The organism is Jujubicoccus corallicola, assembly GCF_047345645.1.
Classification (GTDB): domain Bacteria; phylum Pseudomonadota; class Alphaproteobacteria; order Rhodobacterales; family Rhodobacteraceae; genus JBLEFH01.
The window spans coordinates 376,462-391,038 of the sequence record NZ_JBLEFH010000001.1; the positions used below are offsets into that span (position 1 = coordinate 376,462).

A 14,577-nucleotide genomic window follows, 5' to 3' on the forward strand; every position below is an offset into this window, starting at 1 on the left:
TCAATACCGCGCGTCAATCATCCGTTGCCGCATCCGATACTGCTGAATATCCATCCGCGCGAGGGCTGCGGCGGCTTGGGGGAAGCCGCGGCCGTCGCGGCGGGCGTGGCGATAGGCGTCTCGAATGTCGTCTTTTTCATCGTCGATCCGATCCTCGAGGCGGCGCCATTCGAGGCCGTCTCGATAGGCGCGTTCCAAAGCTGGGCTGGCGGGACAGACGGCAGCGACGGAGCGGTAGAAGTTACGGGCTTCGCGATAGGCGTTTTCGGGGGTGCAGTAATATTGCAGCCCTTGCTGGCGGCCCGCTTCCCATAGCGCGGCGTCGGGCTGGATGCCGAGATCGGCGCAGGCTTTGCTGTGGTTCGCAAGATAGCTGGCTGTCCGGCCATTCGCGCCGTCGCGGCGGCCGATTTCTTCCCAATTGCCAGCGGCGCATTGCTCTTCGCTCAGGCTCGCGCAGCCGGCGAGCGCGAGGCCCGACAGCAGCAGCGCGGCGGTAAACAGTCTCTTCATATCCATCCCTCCCTGATGGCGCGGGCGACAAAGACCGCGTCGCCGCTCACGTCGATATGGGCCACCGCATTGGCGGCGCTCATCCAGAGCGGCATGTGATCCGGCTCTGTCGCTGGGCCGAGGCGGCGCACCGGGCGGCAGATATAGATCTGGCAAATCTTGCGCGCGTAGAACCCGTATTCGGGCAGCCACGCATAACGCTGATAGGCCCCGAGCCGCCGGACCGGCGCGATCTTCCAGCCGGTTTCCTCATAGCATTCCCGATGCAGCGCGCGGAGCGGGCTTTCGCCCGGATCGATCCCGCCGCCCGGCAATTGCAGCGTGTCGGTCTGGGTCAGCAGCAGCATCTCCCCCGAGGCGATGATCCCGTAAACCCCCGGCCGCTCGGCATAGCTGATCTCGGGCTTTCGGGGGCGGCCAAATCTGCGCATCGGGTCCTCACGCTTGAATGGGCCGAGCGTAACGCCTATCTCTCGCCCTTGCCAGACAAAGGACAGTGAGATGATGGACGCTTCGACCGAGACCAAAACGCTGCGCCAGGATGACATGATCCTGCCGTTCCAGCTTGACCGTGCCGATATTCGGGGCCGGGTGGTGCGGCTCGACGAGGCGTTGCAGACGATCCTCGACCAGCACAACTATCCGCTGCCGGTGCAGGCGCTGGTGGCCGAAGCCGCGGTGCTGACCGCGCTGATCGGGCAGACGGTGAAACTGCGCTGGCGGCTGTCGCTGCAGGTGCGGGGCGACGGGCCGATCCGGCTGATCGCGACCGACTATTATGCGCCTGCCGCCGAGGGCGAGCCGGCGACGATCCGGGCCTATGCGAGCTTCGACGAAGAGGCGCTGGACGACCGCGAGCCGTTCCAGATGCTGGGCAAGGGCATGTTTGCCATCGTGATCCATCAGGGTGAGGATATGCAGCCTTATCAGGGGATTACGCCGCTGGTGGGCACCTCGCTTGCCGATTGTGCCGAGACCTATTTCGCGCAGTCCGAGCAGCTTCCGAGCCGCTTCGCCATCGGCTATGGCGAGAACCATATGCAGGGGCAGGCGCCCGGCTGGCGCGCGGGCGGCATCATGCTTCAGCATCTGCCAAAAGCGGGGCTGCACGCGCAGGGCGATGCGGATGAAAGCGGGATGCCGAAGCCCGAAGATCTGCTGCAAGGGCAGGATTCGGAGAACTGGAACCGCGCGACCATGCTGATGGAAACGGTGGAGTTGACCGAGCTGATCGGCCCGCATGTGCCGACCGAGGAGCTGCTGCTGCGTCTTTTCCACGAGGAGCAGCCGCGCATCTATGACCGCCAGCCGGTGAATTTCGGCTGCACCTGTTCGGAGGAGCGTGTGCGCAATTCCCTGTCGATCTACTCGGCCAAGGACATTGCCCACATGACCACCGATGAAGGTGACGTGACGGCAGATTGCCAGTTCTGCGGTGCGCATTACGTGCTGGACCCCAAAACGGTGGGGTTCGAGGCGGAAAGCTAAGCCAAGCGCCCCGGTTTTGCCGGGGCGTTTTCGCATCTGCGCCTTGCAAATCGGGGCGGGGCGGCGAAGGATAGCGCCATGAGTTTGCCCGATTTCGATCCGTTGGTTCGCGCCTTGCGCGATGCGCCGCTGCCCTCCAGCGATGGCGATCTCAACAATATGGCGTTCCCGGCGCGGGATTTGCGCCCGGCGGGGGTGCTGGTCGCGATACAGGACGGGCGGAACGGGCCGGAGGTGCTGCTGACCCGCCGCTCGGCGCATCTCAAGCAACATGCGGGGCAAATCGCGTTTCCGGGTGGCAAGCAAGACCCCGGTGATGCGGACCTGAGCGCCACGGCCCTGCGCGAAGCGCGTGAGGAGATCGGCTTGCCCGAGGGCGCGGCGGAGGTGATCTGCCATCTCGATCCGCATGAAACGGTCACGGCCTTCGCGGTCACGCCGGTGCTTGCCCGGATCACCGCGCCCTTTACGCCCGTGCCGGAGCCGGGCGAGGTGGAGGAGGTGTTCACGGTCCCGTTCAGCTTCCTGATGAATCTCGACAATTACCACATCGAAGGGCGGCGCTGGCAGGGGCGGCGGCGCTATTATTATACGGTGCCTTACGGGCCCTATTACATCTGGGGCGCGACGGCGCGGATGCTGCACAATCTCGCCCAAAGGCTCGCCCATGTCTGAGCCGCTTTTGGGAGATACCGGCGCGGCGCGGGTGATGACGCTGCTCGAAGAGGCGGGTTATCAGGCCTTTCTCGTCGGCGGCGCGGTGCGGAACCTGCTGCTTGGTGCGCCGCGCAGCGATCTCGACATCACCACCGATGCGCGCCCCGAAACGGTGATGGATCTCGCTGAGACCGCCGGAATCCGCGCCCTGCCGACCGGGATCGACCATGGCACGGTGACGCTGCTCATCGACAAAACGCCCTATGAAATCACGACCTTCCGCCGGGATGTGGAGACCGATGGCCGCCGCGCCGTGGTGGCGTTTTCGGACAGCATCGCGGAGGACGCCGCGCGGCGCGATTTCACCATGAACGCGCTTTATATGGACCGCACCGGCGCGGTGCATGATCCAACGGGGCAGGGGCGCGACGATCTCGCCGCCCGCCGGGTGCGGTTTATTGGCGCAGCGGAAGAGCGGATTCGTGAGGATTACCTGCGAATCCTGCGGTTTTTCCGCTTCACTGCTTGGTATGGCGAGGCGATTGATCCTGAGGGTCTGGCCGCGTCCGCCGCGCTCGCGGACGGGCTCGGCCAACTCTCGGCGGAGCGGATCGGCGCGGAGATGCGCAAGCTGCTGGATGCGCCCGACCCTGCGCCGATTGTCGCGAGCATGGAGGCGTCAGGCGTGCTGGCGCATCTGCTGCTTGGGGCGCAAACGCAGGCGCTGGCCCCTCTTGTCCATATTGAGGATCTGCCACCCGCATGGCCGCGCCGTCTCGCGGTGTTAGGCGGGGATCGTTCACGGCTAAAGCTTTCAAATGCTGAGGAAAAACAGATCACGCAGATCATCGACGCGGCGGGCATGGGCGCGGCGGAGGCCGCGTGGCGCTACGGCCCGGAGATCGCGAAGGACGGCGCGCTTGTCCGCGCGGCCTGCCTGATGGAGCCGCTCAACCCCGACACGGATCGCGAAATTGCGCGCGGCGCGGCGGCGGAATTTCCGGTGAAAGCGGCGGATCTGATGCCGGACTATCAGGGCAAGTCGCTCGGGGATGCGCTCAAGATGCTGGAAGCCGCGTGGCTGGAGAGTGGCATGACTGCGCAAAAAGACGCGCTTTTGCGAAGCCTCCGGCGTGCGCCGCCTGCGGGGGATTGACCCCCTTGGCGGCGCAGGTCTACGACCTGTGACAGGGCCGCGACCAAGCGCTTGTGGCCGCGTTGAAACCATGCCACTGTTGCAAACGCAACTTTTACGGATATCACCATGACACGCGAAGAGATCATCGCCTTTGCGCTTGCCAATGCGGCGGGGGCGTGGACGCCGGGACCGAACAACGCCATGCTGGCCTCCTCGGGCGCGACCTTTGGCCTGCGCCGGACGGAGCCCCATGCGATTGGTGTCGGCTTTGGCTTTGCGGCGATGCTGCTGGTGGTGTCCCTCGGGCTTGGCGGGGTAATCGACCGCTCGCCGATCTTCTACGAGGTGCTGCGCTGGGTTGGCGCGGCGCTGCTGATCTGGGTCGCGTGGAAAATCGGCAGTTCCGGCCGCGGCGGCGATGTCGAGGTGGACCGCAAGCCCTTCACCTTTCTCCAAGCGGCGGGCTTTCAATGGATCAATCCGAAAGCCTGGGCCATGGCGGTCGGCCTGACCGGCACTTTTGCCTCCCGCGAAGACCCGATCCAGAGTGCCCTGATCATGTCGGTGATCGCGGTGCTTGTCGGCCTCGGCTCTGCGCATACATGGGCGATTTTTGGGGCGGGGTTACAGCGGATCCTGAAAAATCCGCTGCATTTGCGGCTGTTTAACCTAACGATGGCGGCTTTGATCTTGGTCGGTGTCTACTGGATGGTCACCGATCATTAACCGCCGTCAGGGGAGCGGCTCGACGAGCAGCACCCCGTTTTCCGCGCCGACGATTTTCATCTTTGCGCCCGCCTGAAGGGTCAGCCCGTCCTTGCGTTTGGCCGACCAGTGGCCCGCCTCGGTGGCGATTTTATCATTTGTGATCACAGTGCCCGTCTGGCCGATCATCCCGCGGGCGCGGTCGTTGATTTTCGGCGCGTCTGGCCCGCCCTGATCACGCTGCCATTTCTTCACTGCGAATTGCGCGATGACTGCCAAGATTGCGAAAATCACCAGTTGCGCGCCGAGGCCGAGGGGCAGCACCGCGCCGAGCATCGCCACGCCAAGCGCCGCGATCCCCATACCGATCAGCCAGAAGCTTCCGAGCAGGAAAATCTCGACACCGAGGAGCGCGAGGCCGATCAAGGCCCAGATCACGGGGCTCATGTGTTCTGCTCCTTGATCGCCTTGGTCACATCCGCGATGCCGGTCAGCGAGCCGATCAGCGACGCCGCTTCAAGCGGGATCATCACGGTTTTCGCGTTCGGACTGGCGGCCACATCCTTGAGCGCTTCGGTGTATTTCTGCGCGATGAAGTAGTTAATGGCGTTGATGTCCCCGGCGGCGATGGCGCGGCTCACATCCTCGGTCGCCTGCGCCTCGGCCTTGGCCTGTCGCTCCCGCGCTTCGGCGTCGAGGAAGGCGGCCTCGCGGCGCCCTTCGGCCTCGCGGATCTGGCTTTCGCGCATCCCCTCGGCCCGCAGAATAGCGGCTTGCTTGGCGCCTTCTGCCTGCAAAATCTCCGCGCGCTTCTCCCGCTCCGCCTTCATCTGGCGGGTCATGGCATCGTTAATATCTTCGGGCGGCGAGAGATCCTTGATCTCGATCCGCGTCACCTTCACGCCCCAAGGCGTCGCCGCATCGTCGATCACCGAAAGCAATTTGTTGTTGATTATATCACGGTTCGAGAGGCTCTCATCGAGATCCATCGAGCCGATCACCGAACGGATATTTGTCTGCGCAAGATTAATAAGACCCCGCTCCAACCCGCGCACCTCGTAAGCCGCCTTCACCGCGTCAACGACCTGATAAAACAGCACCGCATCGACGACGACCATAGCGTTGTCGCGTGTGATCACATCCTGCGAAGCGACGTCCAGCACGCTTTCCTGCATGTTAATCTTCGCGCCGATCTTGTCGATATAAGGCACAATGAGATGCAGGCCCGGCTCCAGCGTCTTGCGATATTTGCCAAAGCGTTCGATGGTCCATTCCTCGGTCTGCGGCACCGAGCGGACACCCCGCGAAATGGTCAGGATCACCAAAAGGGCGAGGGCTATCGGCAGGAAAATCGGGTCGATGGGCATGGGACACTCCGTGAAATCAAATCTATCACTTACTTTTCGCTAAATAATGTTAACATTGAGCGAGGTGATTTGGAGGGAACATATGCGGCTTATTCTGACTTTGGTAGCATTAGTTGTCAGCGCGGTTACCGTGCAGGCGGCGACGCAGTATTATTCTGTCACGGGTGAAGGCGAATGTGGTTATCGTCTTGAGGTGGACGATTGGATTGATCTCGGAAAATCGGGACGTTGCGCCATCAACTATCGGTTTGCAATAGATGAAAGCGATTTCGGCAAGCGGCTTCCGCTTTTGGCGGAAGATATGGATCGAAATGCACCAACATGGCAGCAAGATTTTGTGTTGAGCGCCTATGTGGAAGGGCAAGTTCAGCGACGCTATGGCACATCTTATCGTTTCGAGCAGGAGCGGTGCGTCTTTTATGAGTGCGCGATCGCCGAGACGACTTCGGCGGGCGTCCTAACTCATCTTGATGTGAGTAACTTTGAGAGAAGTTGTCTTACTGGGACCGGAATAAGCCTTACGCCTGAGCGAGGTTTCGCGGGAAGTCCCGGTTTGTGTTTCGATGGCGTTGGAAGTCCCAATCGCACTTTGGGTGGTGGCGAGATCCTGAGAATTGTTGACGTCGCTTATGACTATTGGGCCATCGAGATGGATGATCGCCGCATTCTCTACAACCCGCCTTTTGCGACGCCACTTCCAGCAAGTGCATTTTTGCTGATTGCGGGCGTGGCGGGTCTTGGGTTCACAGCCAGAAAGCGCCGCTGATCTTTAACTTTAAAAGCGGTCGGGCTTTTTTGCACGGCCGCCTTCATTCCGGCTCGACAATCCCCGTCGGTAGCCCGTCGATACTCAACGCATTCTTTTCGCGCCAATATTTGCGGACGCCGTCCTCGCCTTTGCCGGCCATATGGGTGCGCAGCAAGTCGCGCTCGCCAGCGAAGTCGAAGAAGGGGACGCCGTAGCCGCAGGATTTTTGCACCAGATCAATGTCGAGCGTCACGATCTGGCGGGTGCCGATCCGTTGTGCGTTTGGGAAATGTTCGGCGAAGGCGGTCTCAAAAGCCGGGTCGTCCCAGTTGAGCGAGCGCGCGGTGCCGTAGAGGCGCAGGATCAGGGGTGGGGTGTCGAAGGCGCAGAACATGATGGTCATGCGGCCATCCACCTTGAGATGCGCCGCCGTTTCGCTGCCGCTGCCGGTATAGTCGAGATAGAGGACGCGGTTCGGGCCGATCACGCGAAAGGCGCTGGCCTCGCGCGGCGACATATTGACGCGGCTGTCCGCGGTGGCCGTGGCGGTGAAAAAAATATGCTGTTTGGCGATCCAGTTGATATAGGTCTCGTTCAGACTGTCATATTGGGTCGCCATGCGCGTCTCCTAGGGCCATTTCGCGACCGGGGGCAGGCTCATCAGCACCGCCTCCGGGTTGTGGCCGGTTTGCAGGCCGAATTGCGTGCCGCGGTCGTAGACAAGGTTAAATTCGGCGTAGCGCCCGCGTTTGACAAGCTGGATTTCGCGGTCGGCATCTGTCCACGGTTCTTTCAGGTGCCGCTCGGTGACGGGCAGGAAGGCGTCGAGGAACGCGCGGCCAACATCCTGGGTGAAGGCGAAATCGGCCTCCCAATCGCCGGTGCACAGATCGTCGTAGAAAATCCCACCGACACCGCGCGGCTCGCCCCAATGGCGGATCATGAAATACTCGTCTGCCCAAGCTTTGAAGCGGGGGTAATAGGCCGGATCGTGTCTGTCGCAGGCGGCTTCCAGCGCGGCGTGGAAACTGGCGGTGTCGGCAGCGTCCTCGATCATCGGGTTGAGATCCGCGCCGCCGCCGAACCACCAGCCTTTGGGGGTCCAGAACATGCGAGTGTTCATATGAACGGCGGGGGTTTTGGGGCTTTGCATATGGGCGACGAGGGAGATCCCGGCGGCCCAGAACCGGGGATCGTCGGCCAGCCCCGGCAGATCCTTGCGCGCCATCATACTGCTTTGCGCCGCTGCGCCGAGCGTGCCGTAAACGGTGGAGATATTGACGCCGACCTTCTCGAACACGCGGCCCTCGCGCATGACGGACATGACGCCGCCGCCCGCATCGCTGCCATCCTCGGATTTGCGGAAGGTTTCCTTGCGCGTGAACCGGCCGGCGGGCTTGCCCGCATGTGGACCAAAATCCTGCGCGTCCTCCAGACCCTCAAACGCGGCGCAAATCTGGTCGCGCAAAGACGCGAACCAGGCGCTGGCGCGGGCTTTTTCGTCCTGCATCTCGGGCGTCATGGAGTCTCCTTTTGGCCGCGTTATGGCGCTTTGCGGGAGGGGGTGCAATGCACGGGGTTGCTTTTCCCGGTGTGAGGGTCACATTGCCTCCCATGTTTCGCTATTTCGAGAATCTCGTCGATCCCTATCGGCCCTATGAGGAACCGGACAGCCCGCCCCGGAAGCTGTTCCCGTTCTTGTGGCAATATCTCGAACCGCTGCGCCCGATCCTGATCTGGGCTTTTACCTTCGCGGTGATTGCGGCGGTGACGGAGCTGATCCTGATTTCTTTCACGGGCACGGTGGTGGATGTGTTGGAGCGGAGCGCGCCGGAGCAGATTTTCCGCGAACATGGCTGGCTGCTTGCCGGGATGGCGGCGTTTATCCTTCTCCTCCGGCCCATTGGCCACGGGATCAGCACCTTTCTCATCCACCAGTCGCTGATGCCGAATGTGGCGACGCTGGTGCGCTGGCGCTCGCATCGGCGGGTGCTGCGCCAGTCCGTCGGCTGGTTTCAGGATGATTTTGCGGGGCGGATCGCCAACCGTATCCTGATGACCGGGCCGAATGCGGGCGAGGCGGTGTTCCACATGCTCGACGCGCTGGCCTTTGTCGGCGTGTATTTCACGGGCGCGCTGGTCATGCTCGGCGGGATCGACCCGTGGTTGATGGTCCCGATCCTACTGTGGTTTGCGGGCTATGCTGGGCTGATGTGGTGGGCGATCCCGCGGGTCGGCGCGGCGTCGAAAGATGCGTCCGATGCGCGGAGCGAGGTCTCGGGCCGGATCGTGGACAGCTATTCCAACATCCAGACCGTGAAACTCTTCGCCCATACCGCCCATGAGGTCGGCTATGCCAAGGAAGCGATCGAGCGCGCCCGCGAGACCTTTCAGGTCGAGATGCGGCTGATCAGCCTCCTGAATATATGGCTAACCGTTCTGGGCGGCGCGCTGGTGGTCGGTGCGGTCGGGCTGGCGGTGTGGCTCTGGTCCATCGGCGAGACGGGGCTTGGCACGGTGGCCGCGACCACGGCGCTGTGCCTGCAGCTCAACTCCATGTCCGGTTGGATCATGTGGGCTTTAACCGCGCTGTTCCAAGCGCTTGGCGTGGTGCAGGAGGGCATGGAAACCATCGCCCAGCCGATCACCATGCGCGACGCGGATGACGCGCCGACCCTTGGTGTGAAGGGCGGCGAGGTCGCGCTGAACGGCGTCAGTCATTCTTATGGGACCGGGAAGGGCGGGCTCGTCAATGTCTCGCTCGACATTCCGGCAGGGCAGAAAGTGGGCCTCGTGGGCCGCTCCGGTGCGGGCAAATCGACGTTGGTCAATCTCGTCTTGCGCTTTTTCGATCCCGAAAAAGGCACGGTCGAGATTGACGGGCAGGATGTGCGCGGCGTGAGCCAGGAGAGTCTGCGAAGCAGAATCGGTATGGTCACTCAGGATGCCTCGTTGCTGCACCGTTCGGTGCGCGACAATATTCGCTACGGGATGCCGGAGGCGAGTGAGGACGACATCATCGCCGCGGCGAAAAAGGCCGAAGCCCATGATTTCATTCTCGATCTGGAGGATGCCAAGGGCCGCAAGGGCTATGACGCCCATGTTGGCGAGCGTGGTGTGAAGCTTTCGGGCGGGCAGCGGCAGCGGATCGCGCTGGCGCGGGTAATCCTGAAAGACGCGCCGATTTTGGTGCTGGATGAGGCGACCTCCGCCCTCGACAGCGAGGTTGAGGCCGCCATTCAGGAGACGCTTTACGGGCTGATGGAGGGCAAGACCGTGATCGCCATCGCGCACCGCCTCTCCACCATCGCGGCGATGGACAAGATCGTCGTGTTGGATGCGGGCCATGTGGTCGAAAACGGCACCCATCAGGAGCTTCTGGCGGCGGATGGCCTTTATGCGCGCCTCTGGTCGCGCCAATCGGGCGGCTTTATCGGCGCGGAGGAGGCAGCGGAGTGAGCCGGCTCGACAAGGCGCTGGTGACGCGCGGGCTGGCGCCAACGCGCTCGCGGGCGCAGGCGCTGATTGCGGATGGGCTTGTGGCCGTCAACGGCGCGCCCGGCAAAGCGTCGACCAAGGTGGCTGAGAGCGATGTGATCACAATTGCCGAGGGCGCGAACCCCTACGTCTCCCGCGCCGCGCTGAAGCTGGCTCATGCGCTGGACCTCTTTGCGCTCACGCCATCGGGCATCGCCGCCGATATTGGCGCGAGCACCGGCGGGTTTACCGAAGTGTTGCTGGAACGCGGCGCGGCGGCGGTCCATGCGGTGGAGGTCGGCCATGGCCAGATGGTCCAGGCGCTGGCCGCCGATCCGCGTGTCCATCTCCATGAGGGCGTCAATGCACGCCATATGCCGGAGGGGCTGTTGCCGCCGCTCGACTGGATTGTAAGCGATGTCAGTTTCATTTCGCTGGAAAAAGCCCTGCCGCCGACGCTGGCGCTTGCCAAACCCGGCGCGCATCTCGTGGCGCTCATCAAGCCGCAATTCGAGGTCGGGCCGGAGCATGTTGGCAAGGGCGGGATCGTGAAGGATGATGCCGCACGCGAAGCGGCGCGGCTGCGGATCGCGGACTGGCTGCGCAAGCTTGGCTGGGAGATTTTGGGCGAGGCGGAGAGCCCGATCACCGGGTCGGATGGTAATATCGAATACCTGATCGCGGCTCGCAAAGGGTGAGGGGTGCGGCTCCGGCGGAGGCCCCAAGGGGCCGTCCTGCCGAAGCCGGGTTGTCGGGGCCAACCTTGCCCGCCGCGCGCGTCGTGCCTTGTGCAAACCCGCAAAACTGCGCATGAGGGGGCATGAGTTACCATGTGGACAAACTGGGCCATCTCGGCGACGGCGTGACCCGCGACGGCCTCTTCGCGCCCTTTACCTTGCCCGGTGAAGAGATCGACGGCGAGGTGGTCGCGGGCCGGATCCCGCAGCCGAAAATCGTGACGCCGGTGGCCGAGCGGATCAAACCCGCTTGCCGCCATTTCAAACGCTGCGGCGGCTGTGCGACGCAGCACGCGGGGGACGGGTTTCTGGAACATTGGAAGGCCGGGATCGTCCGCGAGGCGCTGACCGGGCAGGGACTCACGGGCGAGATCGCGCAGGTGCTGACCTCGCCGCCGCAGAGCCGCCGCCGGGCGGTGTTTTCGGCGCGGCGGACGAAATCGGGCGCGATTGTGGGCTTTCACGCGGGCGGGTCGGGCGACATTGTGGATTTGGCGGAATGCGCCGTGCTGCGTCCGGCGGTGTTTGAGAGCCGCGCCGCGCTGGCTGAGTTGACCCGCGCGGGCGCGAGCCGGAAAGCGGAGATGCGCTTTACGGTGACCGAGAGCGTCGAGGGGCTGGATATTCTTGCCACCGGCGGGCACCCGGCTGACGACGTCCGCATTGCGCTGACGGAGATCGCCGGGCGGCATGGGATCGCACGGCTGGTGTGGGGCGATGAGTTGATCGCGCAGGCCGCGCCGCCGGTGCAGATGTTTGGGCAAAGCGCCGTGGTCCCGCCGCCGGGCGCGTTTTTGCAGGCGACCATGGAGGGGCAGGCGGCGCTGACAGCTTTCGCCCGCACAGCCCTTGCCGGGTCCAAGAAAATCGTTGAATTTTTCGCAGGTTGCGGGACGTTCACGCTTCCGCTTCTGGAGCAGGCCGAAGTCTTCGCGCTCGAAGGTGAGGCGGCGATGCTGGAGGCGATGGAACAAGGTTGGCGGCAGAAGGGCGGTTTGGCGCTGCTGAAAACCGAAACCCGCGACCTCTTCAAAGACCCGCTTTTTGCTTCGGAGCTCAAGCCTTACGACGCGGCCCTGCTCGATCCGCCGCGTGCCGGTGCGGCGGCGCAGATCGCCGAGATCGCGGCCAGCGGGCTGCGCACGGTCGCCTATATCTCCTGTAGCCCGGTCAGTTTTGCGCGCGACGCAAAGGTGCTGACCGAGGCCGGGTTTACCATGGGGCCGGTGACGGTGATCGACCAGTTTCGCTGGACGCCCCATGTCGAGCTCGCCGCGAAGTTTTCGCGCTAAGCGTCTGTGCGAAAACGTCAAAACGCGCCGGAGGTGGTCCGGCGCGCCTATGGGTGCCGCTGGTCCGGCGCTTTAGCCGATGGAGCCGCGTTTGCCGCCCGTTTGCGCGCGGTCGAGCAGCAGGTGATCCAGCACCACGCAGGCCATCATCGCTTCGCCAACCGGCACGGCACGGATGCCGACGCAGGGGTCGTGGCGGCCCTTGGTGATGATCTCGCTCTCCTCGCCGCGAATGTTGATCGTCTTGCGCGGCGTGGTGATCGAGGAGGTCGGCTTGACAGCGAAGCGGACAACGAGATCCTGCCCCGTCGAGATGCCGCCCAAAATCCCGCCCGCATGGTTGGAGGAGAAATGCGGTGCGCCGTCCTTCCAGAAAATCTCGTCGGCGTTCTCGGAGCCGCGCAGACGCGCCGCCTCGAAACCTTCTCCGATTTCAACGCCTTTCACCGCGTTGATCGACATCATCGCGGCGGCCAGATCCGTGTCGATCTTGGCGTAGACCGGGGCGCCGAGGCCCGCAGGGGCACCCGAGCAAACGATCTCGCAGACCGCGCCGACGGAGTCCTGATCCTTGCGGATGCCGTCGAGATAGCTGGCCCATTCGTCGAGCGCGCTGCCATCGGGGAGGAAAAAATGGTTGTCTTCGAGATCGAGCGCCGCCCAGTCCCATTTGTCGCGGTTCACGTTGAGATCGCCCATCTGCACCATCGCGCCGCGCACCTGCAAACCCGGCACGAGATGCGCCAGAACCTTGCGCGCCACGCCGCCCGCTGCCACCCGCGCGGCGGTTTCGCGCGCCGAGGAGCGACCGCCGCCGCGATAATCGCGTAGCCCGTATTTCAGATGATAGGTGATGTCCGCATGGCCGGGACGAAATTTCTCCGCAATATCGCCGTAATCCTTCGAGCGCTGATCGGTGTTGCGGATCATGAGCTGGATCGGTGTGCCGGTGGTCTTGCCCTCAAACACACCCGACAGGATTTCGACCTGATCGGCCTCCTTGCGCTGCGTCGTGTGGCGCGAGGTGCCGGGGCGGCGTTTGTCGAGGAAGCCTTGCAGGTCCGCCTCGCTCAGATCCACCCCCGGCGGACAGCCGTCGATGGTGCAGCCAAGGGCGGGACCGTGGCTTTCGCCCCAGGTGGTGACGCGGAAAATATGGCCAAATGTGTTCATCAGTAGGGCATCGGATGTTGTTTATGGGTCGTGTTGATCTCGTCGAGAACCTCCTCCGAGAGGGTCACATCCGCCGCGCCAAGGCAAGTCTCAAGCTGCTCGCCCGAGGTCGCGCCGATGATCGTGGAGGTCACGAAGGGCCGCTGCATGCAGAAGGCGAGGGACATCTGCACCAGGTCCAGCCCATGTTTGTCGGCGATGGCCTGATAGGCGGCAACGGCGTCGTGGACGCGGTCGGTCATGCGTCCGCCAAGGGTCTTGCTCCCGACATCCGCCCGCGCGCCTTTGGGGATCGCGCCGCCGGCATATTTGCCCGTGAGCAAGCCCGCCGCGAGCGGGGAATAGGCGAGAAGGCCGACATCTTCATGCGCGGTCATTTCGGCCAGATCGGTGTCGTAAAGCCTTGCGAGCAGGGAATATTCGTTTTGAATGGACTCCATGCGCGGCGCGTCCAGCTCCTTGGCCAGTTGCAGCCAGCGCATCGTCCCCCAAGCGGTTTCGTTCGAGAGGCCGATATGCCGGATCTTGCCCTCTTTCACATAGCCCTTGAGCGACTCGAGAATGGCGCGCATCTCGTCCTCAACCTGCGCGGTTGGCGGCTGGTTGGAGGGCGTGTAGTCCCAGTTCTGGCGGAAACAGTAGGACCCGCGGTTCGGCCAGTGAAGCTGATAAAGATCGACATAGTCCGTTTGCAGGCTTTTCAGCGAAGTGTGCAGCGCATCGTCGATCGCTTCGGGGCTGATCGGCGCACCGTCGCGGATATAGCGTGAGCCCTCGCCGGCGATTTTCGTCGCGACCACCAGATCTTCGCGTTTCTGATCTTTCAGCCAGGTGCCAATAAATTTCTCGGTCGAGCCTTGCCCCTCTTTGCTGTGCGGGGTGGTGGGATACATCTCCGCCGTGTCGATGAAATTCACGCCCGCCTCGACGGCGCGGGAGAGCTGGCGATGCGCTTCGGCCTCGTCATTCTGCGAATTCACGCCCCAGGTCATGGTGCCGAGGCAAATGGCGCTCACGTCGATATCGGTGCGGCCAAGTGTGTTCATCTTCATAGGGATGGCTCCTTTGCTTGAGCGACAGAGTTAAAGCCCCATGGCGCAGGGTCAAGGGAAATAGGGCGCTTGCAACCGGGGGCGCGGCGCGGCATGTTGGGTGAACCTCGGGGTGCCCGTCTGGGCTGAGATGCGTATCGCGAACCCGTTGAACCTGAACCGGATTATACCGGCGGAGGGAAGGCATATCGCGTGAAAGCGCCTTTTCCTCTCGCCCCAGATGGAGTGAG

General features: G+C 63.3%; 16 protein-coding genes and 1 riboswitch. Of the genes, 8 read left to right on the forward strand and 8 right to left on the reverse strand.

Annotated features, from left to right (window positions below; all coding sequences use genetic code 11):
- Complete coding sequence (locus ACMA5I_RS01820) at nt 1–513, reverse strand: DUF2799 domain-containing protein (protein WP_525884514.1); 513 nt, start codon at nt 511–513, stop codon at nt 1–3.
- Nucleotides 510–944, reverse strand: a complete 435-nt coding sequence (locus ACMA5I_RS01825) for an NUDIX domain-containing protein (protein ID WP_525884515.1) — start codon at nt 942–944, stop codon at nt 510–512. Before ACMA5I_RS01825 ends, ACMA5I_RS01820 begins: the two co-directional genes overlap by 4 nt.
- A gap of 70 nt (nt 945–1,014) precedes the next feature.
- Here ACMA5I_RS01825 and hslO point away from each other — a divergent pair, with 70 nt between their 5' ends.
- The 4 genes from hslO (at nt 1,015) to ACMA5I_RS01845 (ending at nt 4,522) form a co-directional block, all read left to right on the forward strand.
- Nucleotides 1,015–2,001, forward strand: a complete 987-nt coding sequence (gene hslO, locus ACMA5I_RS01830; RefSeq protein ID WP_525884516.1) for an Hsp33 family molecular chaperone HslO — start codon at nt 1,015–1,017, stop codon at nt 1,999–2,001.
- A 78-nt stretch (nt 2,002–2,079) separates the two neighbouring features.
- Nucleotides 2,080–2,676: a CoA pyrophosphatase gene (locus tag ACMA5I_RS01835; protein WP_525884517.1), complete on the forward strand. Its 597-nt coding sequence runs from the start codon at nt 2,080–2,082 to the stop codon at nt 2,674–2,676.
- On the forward strand, nt 2,669–3,814 hold the full coding sequence (locus ACMA5I_RS01840) for a tRNA nucleotidyltransferase/poly(A) polymerase-related protein (RefSeq protein ID WP_525884518.1): 1,146 nt from the start codon (nt 2,669–2,671) through the stop codon (nt 3,812–3,814). Before ACMA5I_RS01835 ends, ACMA5I_RS01840 begins: the two co-directional genes overlap by 8 nt.
- 108 nt (nt 3,815–3,922) lie before the next feature.
- Nucleotides 3,923–4,522 (forward strand): LysE family translocator, encoded by a 600-nt coding sequence (locus ACMA5I_RS01845; RefSeq protein ID WP_525884519.1) that lies wholly within the window; start codon nt 3,923–3,925, stop codon nt 4,520–4,522.
- Between the two features lie 6 nt (nt 4,523–4,528).
- On the opposite strand, the gene ACMA5I_RS01850 is transcribed toward ACMA5I_RS01845, so the two are convergent.
- On the reverse strand, nt 4,529–4,948 hold the full coding sequence (locus ACMA5I_RS01850; protein ID WP_525884520.1) for an NfeD family protein: 420 nt from the start codon (nt 4,946–4,948) through the stop codon (nt 4,529–4,531).
- On the reverse strand, nt 4,945–5,868 hold the full coding sequence (locus ACMA5I_RS01855; protein ID WP_525884521.1) for an SPFH domain-containing protein: 924 nt from the start codon (nt 5,866–5,868) through the stop codon (nt 4,945–4,947). Before ACMA5I_RS01855 ends, ACMA5I_RS01850 begins: the two co-directional genes overlap by 4 nt.
- Before the next feature lie 82 nt (nt 5,869–5,950).
- Between ACMA5I_RS01855 and ACMA5I_RS01860 the strand changes: the two genes are divergently transcribed.
- Nucleotides 5,951–6,634 carry a VPLPA-CTERM sorting domain-containing protein gene (locus ACMA5I_RS01860; RefSeq protein ID WP_525884522.1) on the forward strand — a complete coding sequence of 228 codons (684 nt, stop codon included), beginning with the start codon at nt 5,951–5,953 and terminating at the stop codon, nt 6,632–6,634.
- 43 nt (nt 6,635–6,677) lie between these two features.
- Here the strand turns inward: ACMA5I_RS01860 and ACMA5I_RS01865 are convergent, their stop codons facing one another.
- Together ACMA5I_RS01865 and hemF are read right to left on the reverse strand one after the other, a co-directional pair.
- Nucleotides 6,678–7,235, reverse strand: a complete 558-nt coding sequence (locus tag ACMA5I_RS01865) for a pyridoxamine 5'-phosphate oxidase family protein (protein ID WP_525884523.1) — start codon at nt 7,233–7,235, stop codon at nt 6,678–6,680.
- A 9-nt stretch (nt 7,236–7,244) separates the two neighbouring features.
- Entirely contained in the window at nt 7,245–8,138 is an 894-nt protein-coding gene (gene hemF / locus ACMA5I_RS01870; protein WP_525884524.1) for an oxygen-dependent coproporphyrinogen oxidase, read from the reverse strand.
- A 92-nt stretch (nt 8,139–8,230) separates the two neighbouring features.
- Here hemF and ACMA5I_RS01875 point away from each other — a divergent pair, with 92 nt between their 5' ends.
- From ACMA5I_RS01875 to ACMA5I_RS01885, 3 genes are all read left to right on the forward strand, one after another.
- Nucleotides 8,231–10,075 carry an ABC transporter ATP-binding protein gene (locus tag ACMA5I_RS01875; RefSeq protein WP_525884525.1) on the forward strand — a complete coding sequence of 615 codons (1,845 nt, stop codon included), beginning with the start codon at nt 8,231–8,233 and terminating at the stop codon, nt 10,073–10,075.
- The gene (locus ACMA5I_RS01880) at nt 10,072–10,791 is read left to right on the forward strand and encodes a TlyA family RNA methyltransferase (protein ID WP_525884526.1); all 720 of its coding nucleotides are present in this window, start codon (nt 10,072–10,074) and stop codon (nt 10,789–10,791) included. Before ACMA5I_RS01875 ends, ACMA5I_RS01880 begins: the two co-directional genes overlap by 4 nt.
- A 122-nt stretch (nt 10,792–10,913) precedes the next feature.
- Entirely contained in the window at nt 10,914–12,122 is a 1,209-nt protein-coding gene (locus ACMA5I_RS01885) for a class I SAM-dependent RNA methyltransferase (protein ID WP_525884527.1), read from the forward strand.
- Nucleotides 12,123–12,194: 72 nt separating this feature from the next.
- On the opposite strand, the gene aroC is transcribed toward ACMA5I_RS01885, so the two are convergent.
- Together aroC and ACMA5I_RS01895 are read right to left on the reverse strand one after the other, a co-directional pair.
- Nucleotides 12,195–13,295, reverse strand: a complete 1,101-nt coding sequence (gene aroC / locus ACMA5I_RS01890; RefSeq protein WP_525884528.1) for a chorismate synthase — start codon at nt 13,293–13,295, stop codon at nt 12,195–12,197.
- A complete protein-coding gene (locus ACMA5I_RS01895; RefSeq protein WP_525884529.1) occupies nt 13,295–14,347 on the reverse strand; it encodes an aldo/keto reductase in 1,053 nt (350 codons plus the stop codon). Before ACMA5I_RS01895 ends, aroC begins: the two co-directional genes overlap by 1 nt.
- Before the next feature lie 98 nt (nt 14,348–14,445).
- Nucleotides 14,446–14,545: riboswitch (TPP riboswitch) on the forward strand.
- Nucleotides 14,546–14,577 lie beyond the last annotated feature (32 nt).